Source organism: Rhizobium sp. BR 249, from assembly GCF_047445895.1.
Lineage (GTDB): Bacteria > Pseudomonadota > Alphaproteobacteria > Rhizobiales > Rhizobiaceae > Rhizobium.
Map to the genome: position 1 here is coordinate 154863 of NZ_JARWKX010000007.1, position 18906 is coordinate 173768.

General features: G+C 62.4%; 20 protein-coding genes. 7 read left to right on the forward strand and 13 right to left on the reverse strand.

Going from position 1 to position 18906, the window contains the following annotated elements:
* Positions 1–14: 14 nt before the first annotated feature.
* Entirely contained in the window at positions 15–875 is an 861-nt protein-coding gene (locus QD408_RS09210) for a S49 family peptidase (protein ID WP_088680634.1), read from the reverse strand.
* Between the two features lie 182 nt (positions 876–1057).
* On the opposite strand from QD408_RS09210, the gene QD408_RS09215 reads away from it, so the two are divergent.
* Positions 1058–2398 carry an Nramp family divalent metal transporter gene (locus QD408_RS09215; protein ID WP_088680633.1) on the forward strand — a complete coding sequence of 447 codons (1341 nt, stop codon included), beginning with the start codon at positions 1058–1060 and terminating at the stop codon, positions 2396–2398.
* Here QD408_RS09215 and QD408_RS09220 read toward each other — a convergent pair.
* Both QD408_RS09220 and QD408_RS09225 read right to left on the reverse strand, forming a co-directional pair.
* Entirely contained in the window at positions 2395–3171 is a 777-nt protein-coding gene (locus QD408_RS09220) for a tRNA1(Val) (adenine(37)-N6)-methyltransferase (protein WP_088680632.1), read from the reverse strand. The genes QD408_RS09215 and QD408_RS09220 overlap by 4 nt on opposite strands.
* 5 nt (positions 3172–3176) lie before the next feature.
* Complete coding sequence (locus QD408_RS09225) at positions 3177–3404, reverse strand: DUF2007 domain-containing protein (protein ID WP_088680631.1); 228 nt, start codon at positions 3402–3404, stop codon at positions 3177–3179.
* A gap of 108 nt (positions 3405–3512) precedes the next feature.
* Between QD408_RS09225 and QD408_RS09230 the strand changes: the two genes are divergently transcribed.
* From QD408_RS09230 to moaB, 4 genes are all read left to right on the forward strand, one after another.
* A complete protein-coding gene (locus QD408_RS09230) occupies positions 3513–4529 on the forward strand; it encodes a polyprenyl synthetase family protein (RefSeq protein WP_088680630.1) in 1017 nt (338 codons plus the stop codon).
* Positions 4530–4662: 133 nt separating this feature from the next.
* The gene (locus tag QD408_RS09235) at positions 4663–6495 is read left to right on the forward strand and encodes a tetratricopeptide repeat protein (RefSeq protein WP_088680629.1); all 1833 of its coding nucleotides are present in this window, start codon (positions 4663–4665) and stop codon (positions 6493–6495) included.
* Between the two features lie 12 nt (positions 6496–6507).
* Positions 6508–7392, forward strand: coding sequence for a 4-(cytidine 5'-diphospho)-2-C-methyl-D-erythritol kinase (locus QD408_RS09240; RefSeq protein WP_414139092.1), 885 nt, complete (start codon positions 6508–6510; stop codon positions 7390–7392).
* Positions 7392–7943 (forward strand): molybdenum cofactor biosynthesis protein B, encoded by a 552-nt coding sequence (gene moaB / locus QD408_RS09245; protein WP_088680627.1) that lies wholly within the window; start codon positions 7392–7394, stop codon positions 7941–7943. The genes QD408_RS09240 and moaB overlap by 1 nt, the downstream gene beginning before the upstream one ends.
* Positions 7944–7949: 6 nt before the next feature.
* On the opposite strand, the gene QD408_RS09250 is transcribed toward moaB, so the two are convergent.
* Together QD408_RS09250 and QD408_RS09255 are read right to left on the reverse strand one after the other, a co-directional pair.
* The gene (locus QD408_RS09250; RefSeq protein WP_088680626.1) at positions 7950–8264 is read right to left on the reverse strand and encodes a hypothetical protein; all 315 of its coding nucleotides are present in this window, start codon (positions 8262–8264) and stop codon (positions 7950–7952) included.
* Between the two features lie 166 nt (positions 8265–8430).
* Positions 8431–8949: a glycosyltransferase family A protein gene (locus tag QD408_RS09255; RefSeq protein WP_088680625.1), complete on the reverse strand. Its 519-nt coding sequence runs from the start codon at positions 8947–8949 to the stop codon at positions 8431–8433.
* A 140-nt stretch (positions 8950–9089) separates the two neighbouring features.
* On the opposite strand from QD408_RS09255, the gene QD408_RS09260 reads away from it, so the two are divergent.
* Positions 9090–10247, forward strand: coding sequence for a PA0069 family radical SAM protein (locus QD408_RS09260; protein ID WP_088680624.1), 1158 nt, complete (start codon positions 9090–9092; stop codon positions 10245–10247).
* Between the two features lie 166 nt (positions 10248–10413).
* Positions 10414–11103, forward strand: a complete 690-nt coding sequence (locus tag QD408_RS09265) for a ribonuclease HII (protein ID WP_088680623.1) — start codon at positions 10414–10416, stop codon at positions 11101–11103.
* 224 nt (positions 11104–11327) lie between these two features.
* Here QD408_RS09265 and QD408_RS09270 read toward each other — a convergent pair whose 3' ends face one another.
* The 8 genes from QD408_RS09270 to QD408_RS09305 all read right to left on the reverse strand — a co-directional run bounded on the left by QD408_RS09270 (position 11328) and on the right by QD408_RS09305 (position 18680).
* Complete coding sequence (locus tag QD408_RS09270) at positions 11328–11819, reverse strand: F0F1 ATP synthase subunit B (protein ID WP_088678525.1); 492 nt, start codon at positions 11817–11819, stop codon at positions 11328–11330.
* 3 nt (positions 11820–11822) lie between these two features.
* Positions 11823–12446 carry a F0F1 ATP synthase subunit B gene (locus QD408_RS09275; RefSeq protein WP_088680621.1) on the reverse strand — a complete coding sequence of 208 codons (624 nt, stop codon included), beginning with the start codon at positions 12444–12446 and terminating at the stop codon, positions 11823–11825.
* A gap of 78 nt (positions 12447–12524) precedes the next feature.
* Positions 12525–12752 (reverse strand): F0F1 ATP synthase subunit C, encoded by a 228-nt coding sequence (locus QD408_RS09280; RefSeq protein WP_088680620.1) that lies wholly within the window; start codon positions 12750–12752, stop codon positions 12525–12527.
* A 68-nt stretch (positions 12753–12820) separates the two neighbouring features.
* Positions 12821–13573: a F0F1 ATP synthase subunit A gene (locus QD408_RS09285; RefSeq protein ID WP_088680619.1), complete on the reverse strand. Its 753-nt coding sequence runs from the start codon at positions 13571–13573 to the stop codon at positions 12821–12823.
* A 63-nt stretch (positions 13574–13636) separates the two neighbouring features.
* Entirely contained in the window at positions 13637–13975 is a 339-nt protein-coding gene (locus tag QD408_RS09290; RefSeq protein WP_088680618.1) for an AtpZ/AtpI family protein, read from the reverse strand.
* 271 nt (positions 13976–14246) lie between these two features.
* Positions 14247–15422: a cell wall hydrolase gene (locus QD408_RS09295; protein WP_414139093.1), complete on the reverse strand. Its 1176-nt coding sequence runs from the start codon at positions 15420–15422 to the stop codon at positions 14247–14249.
* 363 nt (positions 15423–15785) lie between these two features.
* The gene (locus QD408_RS09300) at positions 15786–17684 is read right to left on the reverse strand and encodes a potassium transporter Kup (RefSeq protein ID WP_088680615.1); all 1899 of its coding nucleotides are present in this window, start codon (positions 17682–17684) and stop codon (positions 15786–15788) included.
* An 18-nt stretch (positions 17685–17702) separates the two neighbouring features.
* Positions 17703–18680 carry a magnesium transporter CorA family protein gene (locus QD408_RS09305; protein ID WP_414139122.1) on the reverse strand — a complete coding sequence of 326 codons (978 nt, stop codon included), beginning with the start codon at positions 18678–18680 and terminating at the stop codon, positions 17703–17705.
* Positions 18681–18906 lie beyond the last annotated feature (226 nt).

Below are 18906 nucleotides of genomic sequence, written 5' to 3' on the forward strand. Positions count from 1 at the left end.
CTCTCTTGCTCCTCTCAAAGCCCGAACCGGCTCCACAATGCTCTCTCTTCCGCCGCTTCGACAAGCCCCGTCGCGAGACCCGATGCGGCGCCGTCGAGCGAGACCGGCGAGATGCCGGGAATACGGCGGCCGAACAGGCCGCGGCCGGCGGTGACGAGTTGCAGCTTCGCCTTCTGGCCGTAGCGCCGCTTCAATTCCTGGCGCATGTCGCCGAGGCCATCGATGAGGCCGAGTTCCAGGCCGCGCGTGCCGCTCCAGAACAGGCCGGAGAAGACAGTCGCATCGTCCCTCAGCTTGCCGGCACGACGCTCGCGCACCATCGATATGAAGACCTGGTGGATTTCGAGCTGCAGGCTCTTCAGATACTCGATGTCCTTTTCCTTCTCCGGCTGGAAAGGATCGAGGATCACCTTGTTTTCGCCGGCCGTATAGACGCGGCGCTCGACGCCGATCTTCTTCAGGAGTTCCGGAAAGCCGAAACCGCCGGAAACGACGCCGATCGAGCCGACGATGGAGGTGGCGTCGGCGATGATCTCGTCGCCGGCAAGCGCGATCATGTAGCCGCCGGACGCGGCGACATCCTCGACGAAGACCAGAACCTTCTTCTGCTTCTCACGGGCAAGCTCACGGATGCGGGTGAAGATCAGGCGGGACTGGACGGGCGAGCCGCCCGGCGAATTGACCGATATGGCGACCGCCGGCGAGTCCTTCATGGCGAAGGCCTTTTCCAGAACCGGCGCGACGTTGGCGAGATTGAGGGTCGGCCGGAACTGGCCGCCGCCGCTCATGATGGCGCCCTGCAATCTGACGACCGGAATGACGACGCCGTCCTTGCGGAACCGTTTCGGCAGCAGCTTTCTCAAGAATCCGGCCATTTCTCACCCTTCGCTTCAGGTCGCACCATCGCTGTCGCGCGATCGCCATCCATGTATGCGCTGGAACGACAAACGCAATGGCCGCGTTCCTGAAACCTCAAGATGATTTTCTTGTTGCGAATGACTTGCATTATCATTCTAATCCGTCATAGTGCGCTGACAGTAAAACAGGTGGAAATCGCATGGACGCCCTTAATCCGAATGTAACAAGCGGCTGGCGGCACGAACGCGGAGAGGCGTCGCTGTCGGATGTCTACCGCACCGTCGGAACCGGGCGTCACAGCTCGAGATGGAGAAGGGCTGCGGCCTTCGCCGGCCCCGGCTATATGGTCGCCGTCGGCTACATGGACCCCGGCAACTGGGCGACCTCGCTCGCCGGCGGCTCGAAATTCGGCTATACGCTGCTCACCGTCGCGCTGCTTTCCAACCTGATGGCGATCGTGCTGCAATCGCTTTGCGCGCGCCTTGCGATCGCCTCCGGCCGCGATCTCGCGCAGGCCTGCCGCGACGCCTTTCCGAAATATGTCTCGGTGCCGCTCTGGGCATTCGCGGAAATCGCCATCATTGCCACCGATATCGCCGAAGTGATCGGCACGGCGATCGGCCTCAACCTGCTCTTCGGCATCCCGCTGGAACTCGGCGTCCTCATCACCGCGCTCGACGTTTTCCTGATCCTCTTCCTGCAGAAGCTCGGATTCCGCTGGGTGGAGGCCTTCATCATCGCGCTGCTCGGCGTCATCGCGCTCTGCTTCGGCGTGCAGATCTTCCTTGCCGATCCGCAATGGGGCGCCGTCATCACCGGTTTCTTCCCGACAACCGAAATCGTCACCAATCCGGAGATGCTCTATCTGGCGCTCGGCATTCTCGGCGCGACCGTCATGCCGCACAATCTCTACCTTCATTCCGGCATCGTGCAGACGCGGGCCTACGGCCATACGGTGCCCGAAAAGAAGGAAGCGCTGACCTATGCGACGATCGACTCGACCGTCGCGCTCTGCTTTGCGCTGCTGATCAACGCCTCGATCCTGATCCTTGCCGCCGCCGCTTTCAATGCGCACGGCAGGACCGATGTCGTCGAGCTCGGCAATGCCTATTCGCTGCTTTCGCCGCTGCTGGGTCTGGCGATCGCGCCGACGCTCTTCGGCATCGCGCTGCTCTGCTGCGGCCTCAACTCGACGGTGACGGCAACGCTTGCCGGCCAGATCGTCATGGAGGGCTTCCTCAAGATCAGGCTGAAACCGTGGATGCGCCGCCTGATCACCCGCGCCATCGCCATCGTGCCGGCGGCGATCGTCACCATCTGGTATGGCGACAAGGGCACGGCGGAGCTTTTGATCCTCACCCAGGTGGTGCTCAGCCTGCAGCTTTCCTTCGCCGTCTTCCCGCTGGTCATGTTCACCGCCAACCGTGCCAAGATGGGCGAACTCGTGGCGCCACGCTGGTTGAGCGGCATCGCCTATCTGATCGCGGTCGTCATCGCCGGCCTGAACGTCAAGCTGCTTCTCGACTTCGTCACCGGCTAAAGCCTGGCATAGGCCGCCCGGCCATTGTTGAAATCATCGACGAGAGGGGAGAACTTGTGGCTCCCCTCTTCGTGCATGATGAGGGCCGCGCGCAGCGACAGCCGCGCCCGCGAACCCTTGATCGCCGTCACCAGGATACGGACGGCATTCTCACCGGGGCGCGGATGGATTGATGTAATCTCGATGCCGCCGAAGCGCCGGCCGCAGGCATCGATGATCTCGGCGATCGATTGGGGCCTCGCGATCAGCGACAATTGCCCTCCCGGGATCATGATGGCGCCCGCCGTGCGGATCCAGCTTTCGAACAGGCCGTCGGTCATCGCATGGGCTTCGGCCTTCAGCGCATCCGGCGTGCGCCGGTCGCCGGCATCGTTGAAGGGCGGGTTCATGATGACGTGGTGGAAGCTCTCGTCGATGAGGCCGGCATCGTTGCGCGCCTTGGCGGTCAGCGTCACATCGGCTTCGATGACGCTGACGCGGCCGGCGACATGAGCGTTTTCGGGCAGGAGGATGCTGCGACGGGCATAATCGGCCATCTCGGCCGAGCGCTCGAACAGCACCACTTGCGCGTTGGCAAGGCGCGAGGCGACGGCAAGGCCGGCTGCACCTGCGCCGGCGCCGAGATCGGCAACCCGGACCGGGCGATCGTCGGCGACGAGGGCGGCCAGCAGCATCGCATCCATGCCGGAGCGATGCCCCCTGCCCTTCGGCTGCACCAGATGGAAGGCGCCGCGATGGAAGGCATCGATGGTTTCGGCAGGCTTCCCGGTCATTACGCTCACTTCTTCTCGCGCAGTTCGCCGCCGAGACCGGCGTCGATCAGGATGCGGCGCGCCTGATCGGCCATCTCCTCGTCCACCAGGAGGCGGCGCGGCAGCATGCCGAGCGAGCCTTCGAGCACGCTCATGCCCTGATCGGCGATGAAGCAGTGAATTCCCGCATCCTTCATCAAGCTCTCGGCAAAAGAGAGAAGAACAGCGTCGTTGGCGCGGATAAGTTCATGCATTTGCCGTCGTTTTCCTTCCAATTTCGCCCAGCGCGACAATTCACCCCTTGCCGCGCCCATCGCCCCTTTCTATTGTCAGCCGTAATGAATGAACAGGAGTCCGGGTCGTTGGGCGTGGTCATACCGCTTGAAGAAAGCAAAAACAAACTGGCATCCATAAAGCCATTGGTCGATCTCACCAAGGCCGACATGGAGCGGGTGAACCAGCTCATTCTATCCAAGGCCGGCTCCGACGTGCAGATGATCCCGGAGGTCGCCAACCATCTGATCTCATCAGGCGGCAAGCGGCTGCGGCCGATGCTGACGCTGGCTAGCGCCTCGCTGTTCGATTACAAGGGCGAAAATCACGTCAAACTCGCCACATCGGTCGAATTCATGCACACGGCGACGCTGCTGCATGACGACGTCGTCGATGAAAGCGACCTTCGCCGCGGCAAATCGACGGCGCGCATGATCTGGGGCAACCAGGCTAGCGTGCTGGTCGGCGACTTCCTGCTCGGCCAGGCCTTCCGCATGATGGTCGATGTCGGCTCGCTCGATGCCCTCGACGTTCTGTCCTCTGCGGCTTGCGTGATCGCCGAAGGCGAGGTGCTGCAGCTCTCCGTCGCCAAGAACATGGAGACGACCGAGGATGATTACCTCGCCGTCATCCGCGCCAAGACCGCCGCACTCTTTGCCGCCGCCGCGGAAGTCGGGCCGATCGTCGCCGAGGCCGGCAAATCCGGCCGCAACGCACTGAAATCCTATGGCATGAATCTCGGCCTCGCCTTTCAGCTCGTCGACGACGCGCTTGATTACGGCGGCAAGGCAGCCGATCTCGGCAAGAATGTCGGCGACGATTTCCGCGAGGGTAAGATCACCCTGCCGGTCATTCTCGCCTATCGCCGCGGCACCGAGGACGAGCGCGCCTTCTGGCGCGATGCGATCGAAGCCGGCAACAGCACCGACGCCAACCTGGAAAAGGCACTGGGGCTGATCACCAAATACGGCACGCTCAGCGATACGATCGGCCGGGCCGTTCATTACGGCACGATCGCGCGGGACGCGCTCGCACCGCTTCCCGACACGGTATGGAAATCCGCCCTGATGGAAGTGATCGATTTCTGCATCGAGCGCGTCAACTGATCAAACGTCCTCGATCGAAGTCTGATTTTCTTGCGGCGCCGCTTCAAAAAAGCCATCCTGTTATGAATCAGTGATCGCAACTGATTTTGCGACCGGCGCCTTGGCCGGGACGCTCTCGAAGAAAGGTTTCCTAATGCGGCAGAGACTGGCCATCCGTCTTCTTACGAGCGCAGCGCTGGCGGCGGTTCTTTCGCTCGGCGGTGTCGGCGGCGTGAGTGCCGAGGATGCGGCCAAGGTGGGCGATGCCGCCAAGGCCGAAAGCTTCGATGCCGACAGCGTCACCACCTTTTCCGGCGCCTTCCTTGCCGCGCGCACGGCCGATGTCGATCACGATTACGAAACGGCGATCGAACTCTATAAGAAGGCGCTGCAGATCGAGCCCGGCAATCCGGAGATTCGCCAGCGGCTGATGATTTCGCTGCTGCTCAACGGCGACATCAAGGATGGCGTCACTTATGCCAACGACCTGAAAGGCGATCCATCCGTCGAGCGCATAACAACGATCGTGCGCGGCATGGATGCCGTGCGCCGCGGCGACTACAAGACCGCCGAGGCGATCCTGAAATATAAGGGTCCGAACGATCTCGACCGGATGATGAACGACCTTCTGCTCGCCTGGGCCCGCGTCGGCGCCGGCCGCGGCAAGGACGCGCTCGCCATGGTCGAGAAGATGAAGGGGCCGGACTGGTTCCGCATCTTCCAGAACTACAATGCCGGTGCGATCGCCATCGTCGCCGGCGACGTGAAATCCGCCCGCCAGCATCTGAACGATGCCGTGCTCGACAAGGAAGGCGGCGCAACGGCGCCCGACACCTTCATGCGTGCTGTCATGGCGCTTGCCCGCCTGGAAGCCGCGCAGGGCAACAAGCAGAAGGCGCTCGACGCCGTTTCCGTCGGCGACAACCTGCTGCCGAACTATGCGCCGCTGAACGCGCTGCGCGACAGCATCGAGAAGGGCGAGAAGCAGGAACAGCAGGTCAAGACGGCCGAAGAAGGGGCTGCCGGCGTGCTCTTCTCCGTCGGTGGCGCGCTGAACCGCGACGGCGCCGAGGACATCGTCTCGCTCTATCTGCAGACGGCCAATGCGCTCGATCCGAACAGCGCCGATACGCTGGTGCTGCTCGGCGGCATCGCCGAAAAGCAGAACCAGATGGACCGCGCCATCGCGCTCTACAAGAAAGTGCCGGAGAATTCGCCGATGCGGCGCATCTCCGAGCTGCAGCTCGGCCTTGCCCTTGCCCAGGGCGGCAAGGTGGACGAGGCGCGCAAGCATCTGCAGGCGCTGATCGCCTCCGACCCGAAGGACATCCGCAGCTACCTCGCCTATGGCAGCGTTCTCTCCGACGCCAAGGACTACGAGGCGATGGCTGCCAACTACGACAAGGCCGTCGAAATGATCGGCCCCTTCCCCGGCCGCCCCAATTGGAGCGTCTTCTTCCAGCGCGGCATCGCCTATGAGCGGCTGAAGAAGTGGGATCAGGCGGAACCGAATTTCCGCAAGGCGTTGGAACTCAACCCCGATCAGCCGCAGGTGCTGAACTATCTCGGCTATTCCTGGATCGACATGAACAGGAACCTCGACGAAGGTCTCGGCATGATCAAGAAGGCCGTCGACCTCCGCCCTGACGACGGCTACATCATCGATTCGCTCGGCTGGGCCTATTTCCGCCTCAACCGCTTCGACGATGCCGTCGACGAATTGGAGCGGGCGGCGCAGATCAAGGCCGGCGACCCGACGATCAACGACCATCTCGGTGATGCCTACTGGCGTGTCGGGCGCAAGCTCGAGGCCGCCTACCAGTGGAACCGGGCGCTGAGCTCCGAGCCTGAAGCCGCCGAGATCCCCAAGATCAAGGACAAGATCGCCAACGGCCTGCCTCCCGTCAGCGACGATGCCAAGGCGGCCGACAAGAAGCAGCCGGACCCGGCGCCCGTCACCCCGCCGCCGGTCGACAAGAAATCCTGACGGACCCGACGCATGCCTGAGGAAGGCTTGGCCGACGCTTTCGGCGTCACCGAAGAGGCGCGCGCGAAGATCAACCTGGCCCTGCATGTGACGGGCCAGCGGCCGGACGGCTATCACCTGCTCGATATGCTGGTGACATTCGCGGATTGCGGCGACCGGCTGGGTTTCCTGCCTGCGCAGGCCGATGCCTTCACCCTGTCGGGCCGTTTCGGCGAAACGCTTGCCGGCGACGGCGGCGCCAACCTGGTACTCAGAGCGCGCGATCTCCTGCGCGAAGCGGTCGGCGCCCTTGCCTTCCCCGTCCACATCCACCTGCAAAAGAACCTGCCAATCGCTTCCGGCATCGGCGGCGGCTCGGCCGATGCGGCTGCGACGCTGCGCGGGCTGATGCGCCTCTGGGGCACGAGGCTGCCGGTCGAGACGCTTGCCGCGCTGGCGCTGAAGCTCGGCGCCGATGTGCCGATGTGCCTTGAGAGCCGGCCGCTGATTGCCCGCGGCATCGGCGAGGATATCGAGCCCATACCCGATCTGCCAGCCTTTGCCATGGTGCTTGCCAATCCGCTGAAAGGCGTCTCGACGCCCGAGGTTTTCCAGCGGCTGACAACGAAGAACAATCCGGCCCTGAAACTCACGCGAACCGCCGGCTGGCTCGCGGCAATTGCCGATGCCCGCAACGACCTGGAGCCGCCGGCGCGCGAACTCGTGCCTGAAATCGCCGAAATCTCGGCGATGCTGCAAGCCCGCGGCGCACTCATGGCCCGGATGTCCGGCTCGGGCGCCACCTGTTTCGGGATCTTTGCAACCATGGCCGAGGCGAAGGACGCGGCGGCGGGTCTTCACAGCGAGCGGCCCGACTGGTATTTCCAGGCGACGGAAACGATCCCGGGAGGCGCGTGATGGCAGGTCTGGACGAAAAGCGGCCCTTTATCGCGGTCGGCATCGCGGTTCTCACCGTCTCGGATACGCGCACGCCGGAGACCGACAAGTCGGGTGATACGCTGGCAGCGCGAATCGCCGAGGCGGGCCATAGGCTTGTCGACCGGGCGATCGTGCCTGACGACCGGGAAAAGATCGCCGCAAAGGTCAACGCCTGGACCGAGCGTGACGAGATCGACGTCGTCATCACCACGGGAGGCACCGGCTTTACCGGCCGCGACGTGACGCCCGAGGCGCTGGAGCCGCTGTTCGAAAAGCGCATGGACGGTTTTTCGGCCGTCTTCCACCGCATCTCCTATGAGAAGATCGGCACGGCGACGATCCAGTCGCGGGCGACGGCGGGTGTTGCCAACTCCACCTTCATCTTCGCGCTGCCGGGTTCGCCCGGCGCCTGCCGCGATGCCTGGGACGGCATCCTGAAAGCTCAGCTCGACTATCGCAACATGCCGTGCAATTTCGTCGAGATCATGCCGCGCCTGGATGAACACCTGAAACGCGGCGCGGCGAAATAGAAGGCTCTATGTTGCAAGGCCCGGCAAGGTGGGCATCGTTTCCCAGCTGTCACCCGACAGCAGAATGCAGCTTATGCCGTGAACATCCGTTACGACGAGCGTCCAGGTACCGCTTTCGGCGGCATAGACCTCGAGAACGGCGTTCTGGTTGACCAGCCCGACCGCTGTCAGTTTTTCAGCAAAATTCCTGTCGAGGAAACTGACGACATCGGATCGGCCTGCGCAACTGAGCATCGTCTGCGATGCTGCCGGATGCGGATGCGCGATCATCGATATCGGCACTATGACGGCCAGCAGGCCGTAAATCATACCGCGTACCACGACGCACCTCCTTTCGCCGGGACCCCGGCAGAAGAGGAGATTTCCGCTGACCTGTTCTGCCGTCCACCGGCATTCCATGGCCATCCGTTACGAAGCGAGGCGCTTCGGCGGCGCCATGGCGAAATTATAGCGCGAAATCGTATTGGGCGCCATCTTTACGCGACGTCTATCGCGCTGCGCGGGCGACCCAGGAAGGAATCAATTCGCTCACGAGCTTGCGCGGCTTCTGACCCTTGACGAAGTCGGCAAGTGGCATGCCGCTTCTGGCGGCGGCGAGCGCATGGTTCTTCGGCATCAATAAACCAAGTTCCAGTGGCGGCCGGGCGCGCGCGACGCGCTGGAAGAACGGGCGTCGATAACCACGTGAGGCGGTAAAGCGGGCCGGCGTCTTGTTCAGCGCCACATACTCGGCGATCTCATCGATCCAGCCGGCCTGCGGCCTTGCCCCCGGCTCGACGAAGAGCAGCCATTCACCGCGGGCCGAGCGAACGATGTCCTTGATATCCCATTGTGAATGGAAACGGCAACCGGCCGCATCCGCCACCCGTGAAGTGCCGTCGCGCGAACCATGGTCGAGCACGATCACATCGCTGACGAGCCCTTCCACCGCGCCTGCCACGAGCACCGATAAAGTCTGCGCCAGTTCGGATTCCTGATCCTGGCATTCGAGAACAACAGTCAACATCGACTATTCATAATGCGCCGCACAATTTTTTTCCAGCACCCTTTTCCGCATTTTGTTCTTGCATTGTTCTCGTTTTGACGATAGGAATTTAATCATCAAAACGGGCGGAGGCAATGGCTCTTCCGCCGCGGGAGAATCCGATGAGAGAGCAGTCCCTGGCAGGGCAGGCCGCATTCGCGCCTGCCAATACGGCAGATATTGCCGATGCGATGATCGTTTCCTCCGGCCTCAGGATCGAGGTCGATCGCCGGCGCGGCCGTGGCGCGGGCTTGAACCCGACAGGGCGGTTCGAGGCGCTGCAGCGGGAGACCTTCGACGACGGCTGGCAGACGCTGGAAGAACTGCCTCCTTTCAAGACGGACGTGCAGGTCGAAAAACCCCGCACGGCCATCACCCGCAATGAATCGCCCGATATTTCCTTCGATCGCTCGATCAATCCCTATCGCGGCTGCGAGCACGGCTGCATCTATTGCTTCGCCCGGCCGACCCACGCCTATATGGGGCTCTCCGCGGGGCTCGACTTCGAGACGAAGCTCTTTGCCAAGCCGGATGCGGCAAAGCTGCTGGAGCGGGAACTCGCCAAGCCGGGCTACAAGGTGCGGGTGATCGCGATCGGCACCAATACCGACCCCTATCAGCCGATCGAGAAAGAATGGCGCATCATGCGCGGCATCCTCGAAGTCCTGAACAAGGCGAACCATCCGGTGTCGATCGTCACCAAATCGGCAATGATCCTGCGCGACCTCGACATTCTACAGGAGATGGCGGCTAAGAACCTGGTGCGCGTCGGCATCTCGGTGACGACGCTCGACCGCAAGCTCGCCCGGGCAATGGAGCCGCGCGCCGCCACGCCGCCGCGGCGCCTGGAGACGATCCATGCGCTTGCCGAAGCCGGTATCCAGACGGCTGTCATGGCCGCCCCGCTCATCCCGGCGCTGAACGATCACGAATTGGAGCGCATCCTCGAATCGGCGAAAGCGGCCGGCGCTGCCGAGGCGAGCTACGTCATCCTCAGGCTCCCTCTGGAAGTCAGCCCGCTCTTCCGCGACTGGCTGCTGCAGCATTATCCCGATCGTTACCGGCATGTGATGTCGCTGGTGCGTTCGATGCGCGGCGGCAAGGATTACGATGCCGAATTCGGCAAACGCATGAAGGGCGCCGGCCCTTATGCCTGGCAGATCGCGCGCCGCTTCGAAATGGCGGCGAGACGCTTCGAACTGACGCGGCGCAGCGTGCCGTTGCGCGACGATCTGTTCGTGCCGCCTGATGGCAGCGGGGTACAATTGTCGCTGCTCTGATTTTTCAGGCTTGCGCATCGGCTTCTCGATAAAACCGCCCTGTTTTCGAGCCCGAGCGCAATTCCCGCGGATGGCCCTGACCGCCACCATCCGCCGGACCGTCCCCGGCCGCCGCCCTGATCCGGGGACTTGCGGGAAATCGGGTTGGCGTGCGAGGTTCAGCCGCATGAAACGTCGCACGCCACCCGATTCTCCCCTGCTTTTCGACACGGTCCCGCTCGTGCCGGATTTCAAGCTCGAGCTCAAAGCCCGCAAGGCCGGCCACTGGCCGGTCGCCGGAGCCGACGAGGCAGGCCGCGGGCCGCTGGCCGGGCCTGTTGTGGCCGCTGCCGTCATCCTCGATCCCAAGCGCATCCCTGAAGGTCTCAACGATTCCAAGCAGCTTTCCGCGCAGCGGCGCGAGGAACTGTTCGTGCAGATCCTTGCGACGGCGACCGTCTCCATCGCCTCCTCCAGCTCGACACGCATCGATGAGACGGACATTCGCAAGGCGAGCCTCGACGCCATGCGCCGCGCCATCTGCAGCCTCGCCATTCCGGCAAGCTACGTGCTGACGGATGGGCTCGACGTGCCGCCCGGCCTCGACTGCCCGGGACAGGCCGTGGTCAAGGGCGACGCCCGCTCGGTCTCTATCGCCGCCGCCTCGATCGTCGCCAAGGTGACGCGCGACCGGATGATGGCGCGGGCGCATGCCGTGTTTCCCGACTACGGTTTTGCCGCGCATGCGGGCTACGGCACCGCGCAGCATCGCGCCGGCATCGAGAAACACGGCCCCTGCTCCCTGCACCGGATGAGTTTTAGGCCATTGCGGAAAGTCGAGGGCGGTCCTGAGATGGACGAGCTGATCTCGGAATAAGTCGTCAAGAAAAGATCGGCATATCCCACCTTTAAATTGGCGATCAGCCCCTCATCCGCCTGCCGGCACCTTCTCCCCGCATGCGGGCCGAAGGTGCCGGTGCAGGCGGATGGGGCAGCTCGGCGGATCAAGGCGCCGCACGCGGCCGAGTAAAGGACAAACTCTTCCACAAAGACAAAAGGCCGGGACATGCCCGGCCTTTCCTTCATTCCATTCAATACCGCTCAGTTGAGCCGGGTCTTGACCTGGCCGACGGCGTTGCCGAAGAGTTCGGACTGGACCTTGCCGTCCGCCTGCTTGGCAAGCACCGTTTCGGCGGCTGCGATCGCCAGATCGACTGCGGCGGAACGGACCGCCTTCATCGCATCGGCTTCGGCCTGCTTGATCTTCTGCTCGGAAAGCGCCGTGCGGTTGGCGACGAATTCTTCCGTCTTCTTCTTCGCTTCGGCAGTCAGCATTTCGGCTTCGCGCTCGGCGGCGGCAACGATGTGGGCCGCTTCGGCTTCCGCTTCCTTGCGCTTGCGCTGGTATTCGGCAAGCAGATGCTGGGCTTCCTCGCGCAGACGCTTGGCTTCCGCCAACTCATTGCGAATCTGATCGGCGCGGTCGTCGAGCGACCGTGCCATCATGCCCGGAACCTTCAGATAAACGACCAGGGCCAGGAACAGGACGAGGCCGACGAAGGCGAAGAAAGTCGCGTCAAAGTGAAATTCCATCGATCAAGCCTCCTTCTTGGCGGCCGCGACGGCGGCGGCGACATCTGCCTTGGCGGCGGTGCCACCAATCAGCTGTTCGACGACGGCAGCCGCCGTTTCCTCGGCAATGGTGCCGACGTCGGCGAAAGCCTTCGCCTTGATCTCGGCGATACGGGCTTCGGCAGCCTTGATCTTTTCCGACAGGCTGGCTTCGACAGTACGGCGATCCTCGTCGGCCTTGGCCTTGGCGGCGTCGCGCGCGGCAGCGCCGATCGCATTCGACTTGGCGCGGGCAGCGGCCAGTTCGCCTTCATAGGTCTCGACGGCAGCATCGGCTTCCGCCTTCAGGCGGCCTGCTTCTTCCAGATCCTGGGAGATGCGCGTGTGGCGCTGATCGAGGATGGCCCCGATGCGCGGCGCGATGACCTTTTGCATAAGGAGGTAGAAGACGCCGAACGTGATCACCAGCCAAAGCAGCTGGGATGCGTAGGTCGTCGAATCAAAGGGCGGGAACGGGCCGCGGGCGTGTTCGCCTTCGGCAACGCCGGTCTCGGTATGGACCTCGCCTGCGGCCGGAGCGGCATGCGCATCCGTGCCGGTCGCTGCCGCCGGTGCTTCTTCAGCGTAAGCCGGGGTCACAAAAAACATGCTCACCTCCAGGTGGACTGCAAATGCAAAGGATCACGGCTTGCGGTCAGCAGGCCGTGATCCATCTATTCGCCGATATCAGACGGCGAAGAGGAGGAGGAGAGCAACGAGCAGCGAGAAGATGCCCAGAGCTTCCGTAACGGCGAAGCCGAATACCAGACGGCCGAACTGGCTGTCAGCGGCAGACGGATTGCGCAGTGCGCCGGACAGGTAGTTGCCGAAGATGTTGCCGAGGCCGAGAGCCGTACCGGCCATACCAAAGCAAGCCAGGCCTGCACCGATGTACTTTGCTGCTTCCGCTTCCATGTTGAACTCCTTTGAAATGGTTGTTGCGGCGAATGACTGACGCCCTGGAGACGTCGATGTCGTTATCCTTAGTGCCCGCCCGGGTGGATTGCGTCGTTGAGGTACATGCAAGTCAGCACCGCAAAGACGTAAGCCTGAAGGAAGGCGACGAGGAACTCGAGACCGGTCAGGGCGACGGTCATGATGAGGGGAAGAACGGCTCCGCCGACGCCGACTGTACCGAGAGCTCCAAGCGAGACTACGAAGCCTGCGAACACCTTCAGCGTAATGTGACCGGCGAGCATGTTTGCGAAGAGACGAACGGAGAGCGATATCGGGCGGGACAGGAAAGAAATGATTTCGATCGCGACGACCAGCGGCAGCAGAATGCCCGGCACGCCCGAGGGCACGAAGACATTCAGGAAGTGGAAGCCGTGCTTATAGAAACCGTAGACGAGAACCGTGCCGATCACGAGGATTGCCAGCGCGAAGGTGACGATGATCTGGCTGGTGATCGTGAAGAAATAGGGGAACATGCCGAGCAGGTTCGCCGTCAGGACGAACATGAAGAGCGAGAAGACCAGCGGGAAGAACTTCATTCCCTGCTTGCCCGCGCCTTCCTTCAGCATGCCGGCGATGAATTCATAGGACATTTCCGCGACCGACTGCGAACGACCCGGCACGATGGCCCGATTCGAGGTCGAGAAATACAGGAAGCCGGCGGCGACAGCTGCCGAAGCGGCCATGAAGAGGGATGCGTTGGTGAACGAGAAATCAATTCCGCCGATTTCGATCGGCACAATCTTCTGGATCAGGAACTGATGAGTCGGATCGTTAGACACCGCAGGTTCTCTCTTTTTGGCCCGCAGGACGCGGGATCATTGCACTGGACCGGGAACCGGTCCTTATTTCTTGCCGTCCTCGCGGTCCAGGGGGTGAGACACCTTTCCCGCAGAACGCAACACGTTCAGAACGCCGGCACAGAATCCGAGAAGCAGAAGAACAATCAAACCCCAAGGCGCCGTGCCGACAAAACGGTCGAGGACATAGCCAAGCAAGGCACCGACGACGATGGCGGAAATGAACTCGCTGGAAAGCTTCATCGCCTGGGCATAACCTTTACGGCTTTCCTCGGCGTTGGCTTCCCTGGCCCTGTCCTCTCCTGCCTCGACACGCTTGGTCGCGAGTTCCGCTCCCAGTTGCGCACGGCGCTTTTCAAGACTTTCCTCGCGGTCGTCCGCCATGGATCTCTCCTCGCCTGCCCGTCGCCCGCACTCCCGCTACCCCGGTCATTCGGACTCTGGACGCGAAGGTTGAGAACCTTCCGGCCCGTTCTGAAGTCGCGCGCAACATAGTTTTAGGGATTAGTATAGTCAAGGCGTAGACAGCTTCTGTCCAGCCAGAAAATAATTCCGTCGAATCAAGATGTTAAGTCGATTTCCGATCGAACGTGCAAATTCGATTGAAAGAATCCGCTTTTCCCGGCCGAAAAACGGCTTGGCCAGGCGGTTTTTCTCAGCTCCAGCCGCCGCCATAGGTGCGATAGAAGACGTGGAGACCGATGCGGCCGACCTTTTCCATGGTCTTTGCCCATTTCGGGCGAACGTAAACGGCGTGGTAGTGCGTCGCCGAGCCCACCTGCGGCAGCCAGATCTTGCCTGCCGTCACCGCCATCGCCACATCGCGGGCGACCCGCCAGTGATATTCCGAATTCACCCGGTCCTTGATGCTGTCGCAGGCGAAAGAAAACTGGCAGCGGTTGCGCCAGTCCTCGTTCTGATAGACGACGCCGCAGATCGTTTTGGGATAGGCGGGGTTGCGAACACGGTTGAGGATCACCTGGGCGACCGCCGCCTGCCCTTTGACCGATTCGCCGCGAGCCTCGAAATAGATGCCGGAGGCAAGGCACTGCTGCTCGCGGGCGGAAAAGACGTCCGGCGACAGCACGCTTGCCGCCCAGGCGTGATCGCGCGGGCCGATCTCCGGCACGAAGCGGCCACTGTCCCGTTCGGTCAGGATCGAATCGAAGGGCGACTGCCGGGAATAGTCCGGCGCTGCCGGCGCATAGGCGGTGGCGAGCACATCGGCCTTACTGCTGGTCACGAGGCTTGCGAGCATCGCCGGCACGCCCCTATCGGTCACAACAGGCTGCTTCTTATAGAAGGATGTGGCGATCTCGATTTCCTTGCCCTGGATCTTCGGCTTGACGAAAGCCGACCTGTCCTTGAGATCGAAGCTCGGGGTGAAGAGCATCTTCGTACGCTCGAGAATGGAGCCGGCGGAAAAATCCTTCGGCGGCTGCATCTTCTCGACTGCGACGACGCGGCCTTTCTTGGTGCCGCGGTTGACGCGATCCTCGTCCGGCGTCGCCTCGTGGCCCTTGTCCTTGGCAGTAAAAGCAACCTTGCGGCCATCCGGCAGCACCATGCCGGCGCCTGAAGAGATCGAACCCGTCACCGCCGGATCGGCAAAAGCCAATTCGGCCTGATGGATGGAGCCGGCCGGCGAATTGGTCAGCACCATGCGCCAGTTCTCCCCTTCCCGGTCGAGACCGGCAAGCATGGCGGCGAGATCGGCATGGGATGCGACGCTCGGGAAAATCAGCCAACCGGCGAGCCCGAAGATGACAGGCGACACCCAGTTCTCGGGAAGAAGACGCAGCTTGCTACGGGAAGAGCTCTTTCGACGCAACACGAACTCCGGGCATGGGACGCGGGAACATTCCCCTATAAATCCCGCATTAACCTTGATGTCTGGTTAACGGAGCGTGCCGGAATGTGGCCATGCGCGGTTTGGGATATTCTGATGCTGGTGGTGTCGGACCAAACAGCAACTTCGTCCAATCTCTTACTCTGGCTCAGGAGAAAGGGGACGAAGGCGCTACGGCAACTCCCTTCTCCCCAGCGGGGAGAAGATGCCGGCAGGCAGATGAGGGGGTGAGCGACGACAGGAGCGATGCGCTGAGCGCAAGCGAAGGGCAATGAAGGGCGTGCCGTGTGGCCCCCTCATCCGACCCTTCGGGCCACCTTCTCCCCGCTGGGGAGAAGGGAACACTCAAATAATGACGTGAGACCCCAGCTCCACCACGCGGTTGGCCGGCAGGCGGAAGTAATCGGAGGGATTGGCGGCGGCGTTGGCGAGCGCGATGTAGAGCCGGTCCTGCCAGTAGGGCATGCCCGATTTGGCGTCCGGCACCAGCTTGCGGCGGCCGAGATAAAAGGAGGTCGACATGATGTCGAACTTCAGCCCGGTTTTGCGGAGCGTCGCCAAGGCCTGCGAGACGTTCTGCGATTCCATGAAGCCGAAGAGCAGCTCGACGCGGGAGAAACGCTCGGAAATCTGCTCGACCTTGTAGCGGTCCTGGCTCGGCACGCGCGGCTTGTTGACCGTGCGGATCGTCAGGATGACGTTGCGGTCGTGAAGCACGTGGTTGTGCTTGAGATTGTGCAGCAAGGCGGCGGGCGCCGATTCCGGATCGCTGGTCAGGAAGATCGCCGTGCCCGGAACCTGGGCCGGGGAATGCTCGCTCTTGCGCTCGATTGAGCTGACGAAGGAGGCGAGCGGAATGTCGGTATGGCGGGTCTTTTCCATCAGGATCGCCGTGCCGCGGCGCCAGGTCCACATGATGACGGTGAAGGCCGTGGCGATCAGGATCGGGATATAGCCGCCGTCGTGGATCTTCAAAAGGTTGGCACCGAGGAAGATCAACTCGAGCAAGACCAGCGGCGCGAGCGCGATGATGGCGACCGGAATCGACCAGTTCCAGCGGGCACGGACGAATTCGAAGGCCATGATCGAGGTGACGACCATGGCGCCGGTGACGGAGATGCCGTAGGCGGTCGCCAGCGCGTCGGACGTCTGGAAACTCAGGACCAGGAAGATGACGCCGATGAACAGCACGGCGTTGACGGAAGGCACGAAGATCTGCCCGGTATTGGTTTCCGAGGTGAAGAGGATTTCCATGCGCGGCAGGAAACCGAGGTTGATGCCCTGGCGCACCATCGAGAAGGCGCCCGTTATGACCGCCTGGCTGGCGATGATCGTCGCGGCGGTCGCAAGGATGACGACCGGCAGCAACGCCCATTGCGGATACATCAGATAGAAGGGATCGGACATCGTTTCCGGCTTGCCGAGAACGAGGGCACCCTGCCCGAGATAGTTCAGCGTCAGCGCCGGGAAGACCAGCAGGAACCAGGCCCACTGGATCGGCCGGCGGCCGAAATGGCCGAGATCGGCATAAAGCGCTTCCGCACCCGTCACCGTCAGGAAGACGGCGCCAAGCACGACAACACCGTAGAAGCCTTCATGCAGCAGGAAGCTGACGGCATAATAGGGGTTGAAAGCGGCAAGGATGCCGAAATCGTCCGAGATATGGGAAATGCCGGCGGCCGCCATGACGATGAACCAGAGGGCGGTAATCGGACCGAAGAACTTTGCGACGGCGCCGGTGCCGCGCGACTGCACGACGAAGAGCAGCGCCAGGATCACCACCGAGATCGGCACGATATATTCCGAAAGGCTCGGCGTGACGAGTTTCAGGCCCTCGACGGCCGACAGCACCGACAGCGCCGGCGTGATCATCGCGTCGCCGAGGAAGAGGGCGGCGCCCATCAGCCCAAGCAGCATCAGCAAGGCGGTATGGCCGTTGGCGGTCTTCATCAGAAGGGCGAGCAGCGACAGCGTGCCGCCTTCCCCGTCGTTGTCGGCGCGCAGCAGGAAGAGCACATATTTGATGGTGACGATGATCGTCAGCGCCCAGATCATCAGCGAGATCAGGCTGATGACCTCGAAACGGGTGAGACCGTCATGGGCCACCGGCTTCAGCGCCTCGCGAAAGGCATAGAGCGGGCTCGTACCGATGTCGCCGTAGACGACGCCGACGGAACCCAGCGCAAGATAAAACAGCTTTCGCGGCGTCATCTGGGATTCGTTCGGATGGCTCTCTTCAGACATGAAGTTTCAACAGGCTCCTCAGAGCCAGCCTTTCCAGCGGAAAAAGAAAAAGGGGACGACGGCTGATATCACCATCAGGGCCAGCGAATAGGGATAACCCGCGGCCCAGGTCAGCTCCGGCATGACCTGAAAGTTCATGCCATAGATGGAGGCGACCAACGTCGGCGGCAGGAACACCACCGATGCGATCGAGAAAATCTTGATGATCGAGTTCTGCTCGATGTTGATCAACCCGAGCGAAGCGTCGAGCAGGAAGGTGATGTTGGCGGCGACGAAGGAGGCATGCTCCGACAGCGACTGGATATCGCGCGAGACGGTGCGGCAGAGTTCCTTCGCCTCGCGGTCCTGCTGGATCGCCGGGATCGTGTGAAAGAAGGTCAGGAGGCGCGAAAGCGAACCGAGGCTGTCGCGCAGCTTGCTGATCATCCGGTGATGGCCGGCAATATCCCTCAGCTTCTCCTCGAGATAGTTCGAAGGCTTGCGCACCTTCTTTGCCCGGTCGCCGAAGACATGCATCGACAGGATGTCGATGCGCGAGACCGAGATCTCGAGGATCTCGGCAGTGCGGTCGACGATCGTTTCCAAGAGCTTGGCGAGAAGGGCAGCGCCGCTGCGCCAGCTTTCCGGCAGCCGGTGAAGGGCGGCGATGAACAGCGCAAAGGATTTGGGATGGGCGTAGCGGATGGTGACCAGGCGGTTTCCGGCCAGAATGAAAGCGACGTCGGTCAGCGTCGGCGCGTCGGTATCAGCCTTCCAGAGGAGCGAAGCGGTCATGAAGACGGCGTCGCGTTCGACATAGAGACGGGCGGAGGGCTCGATATCCTTGAGGTCGTCGCGGGTCGGAACCTCGATGCCGAGCACCTTCTCGACATAGAGCTCCTCCTCACGGGTCGGGTCGACCATGTCGATCCAGACGACATCCTCGGGAAAGGGGGCCCTGTGCGAGATATCGCGGATCTCAACCGACCTGCAATTGGAACAGTAGGCGGTGATCACCGGCACGGTCTCCGCTGTTCGCGCCGCTTCGCGGCCACAACCCTCTTCATTGCAAGCCCTTCCATGCCGCCGCAAGCGCGGCGGCGCGAAGATCGCTCGTCATGGATCGAAACGAAAGCGGGTCAAGAAAGCTCATGCAACTCCGGCTGCATCCAACCTGAGTGGCCGGCATGCGTGTCGTGCTCCACCGCATCGCGGTTACCAATCCTTCGATCGACAAGACAAC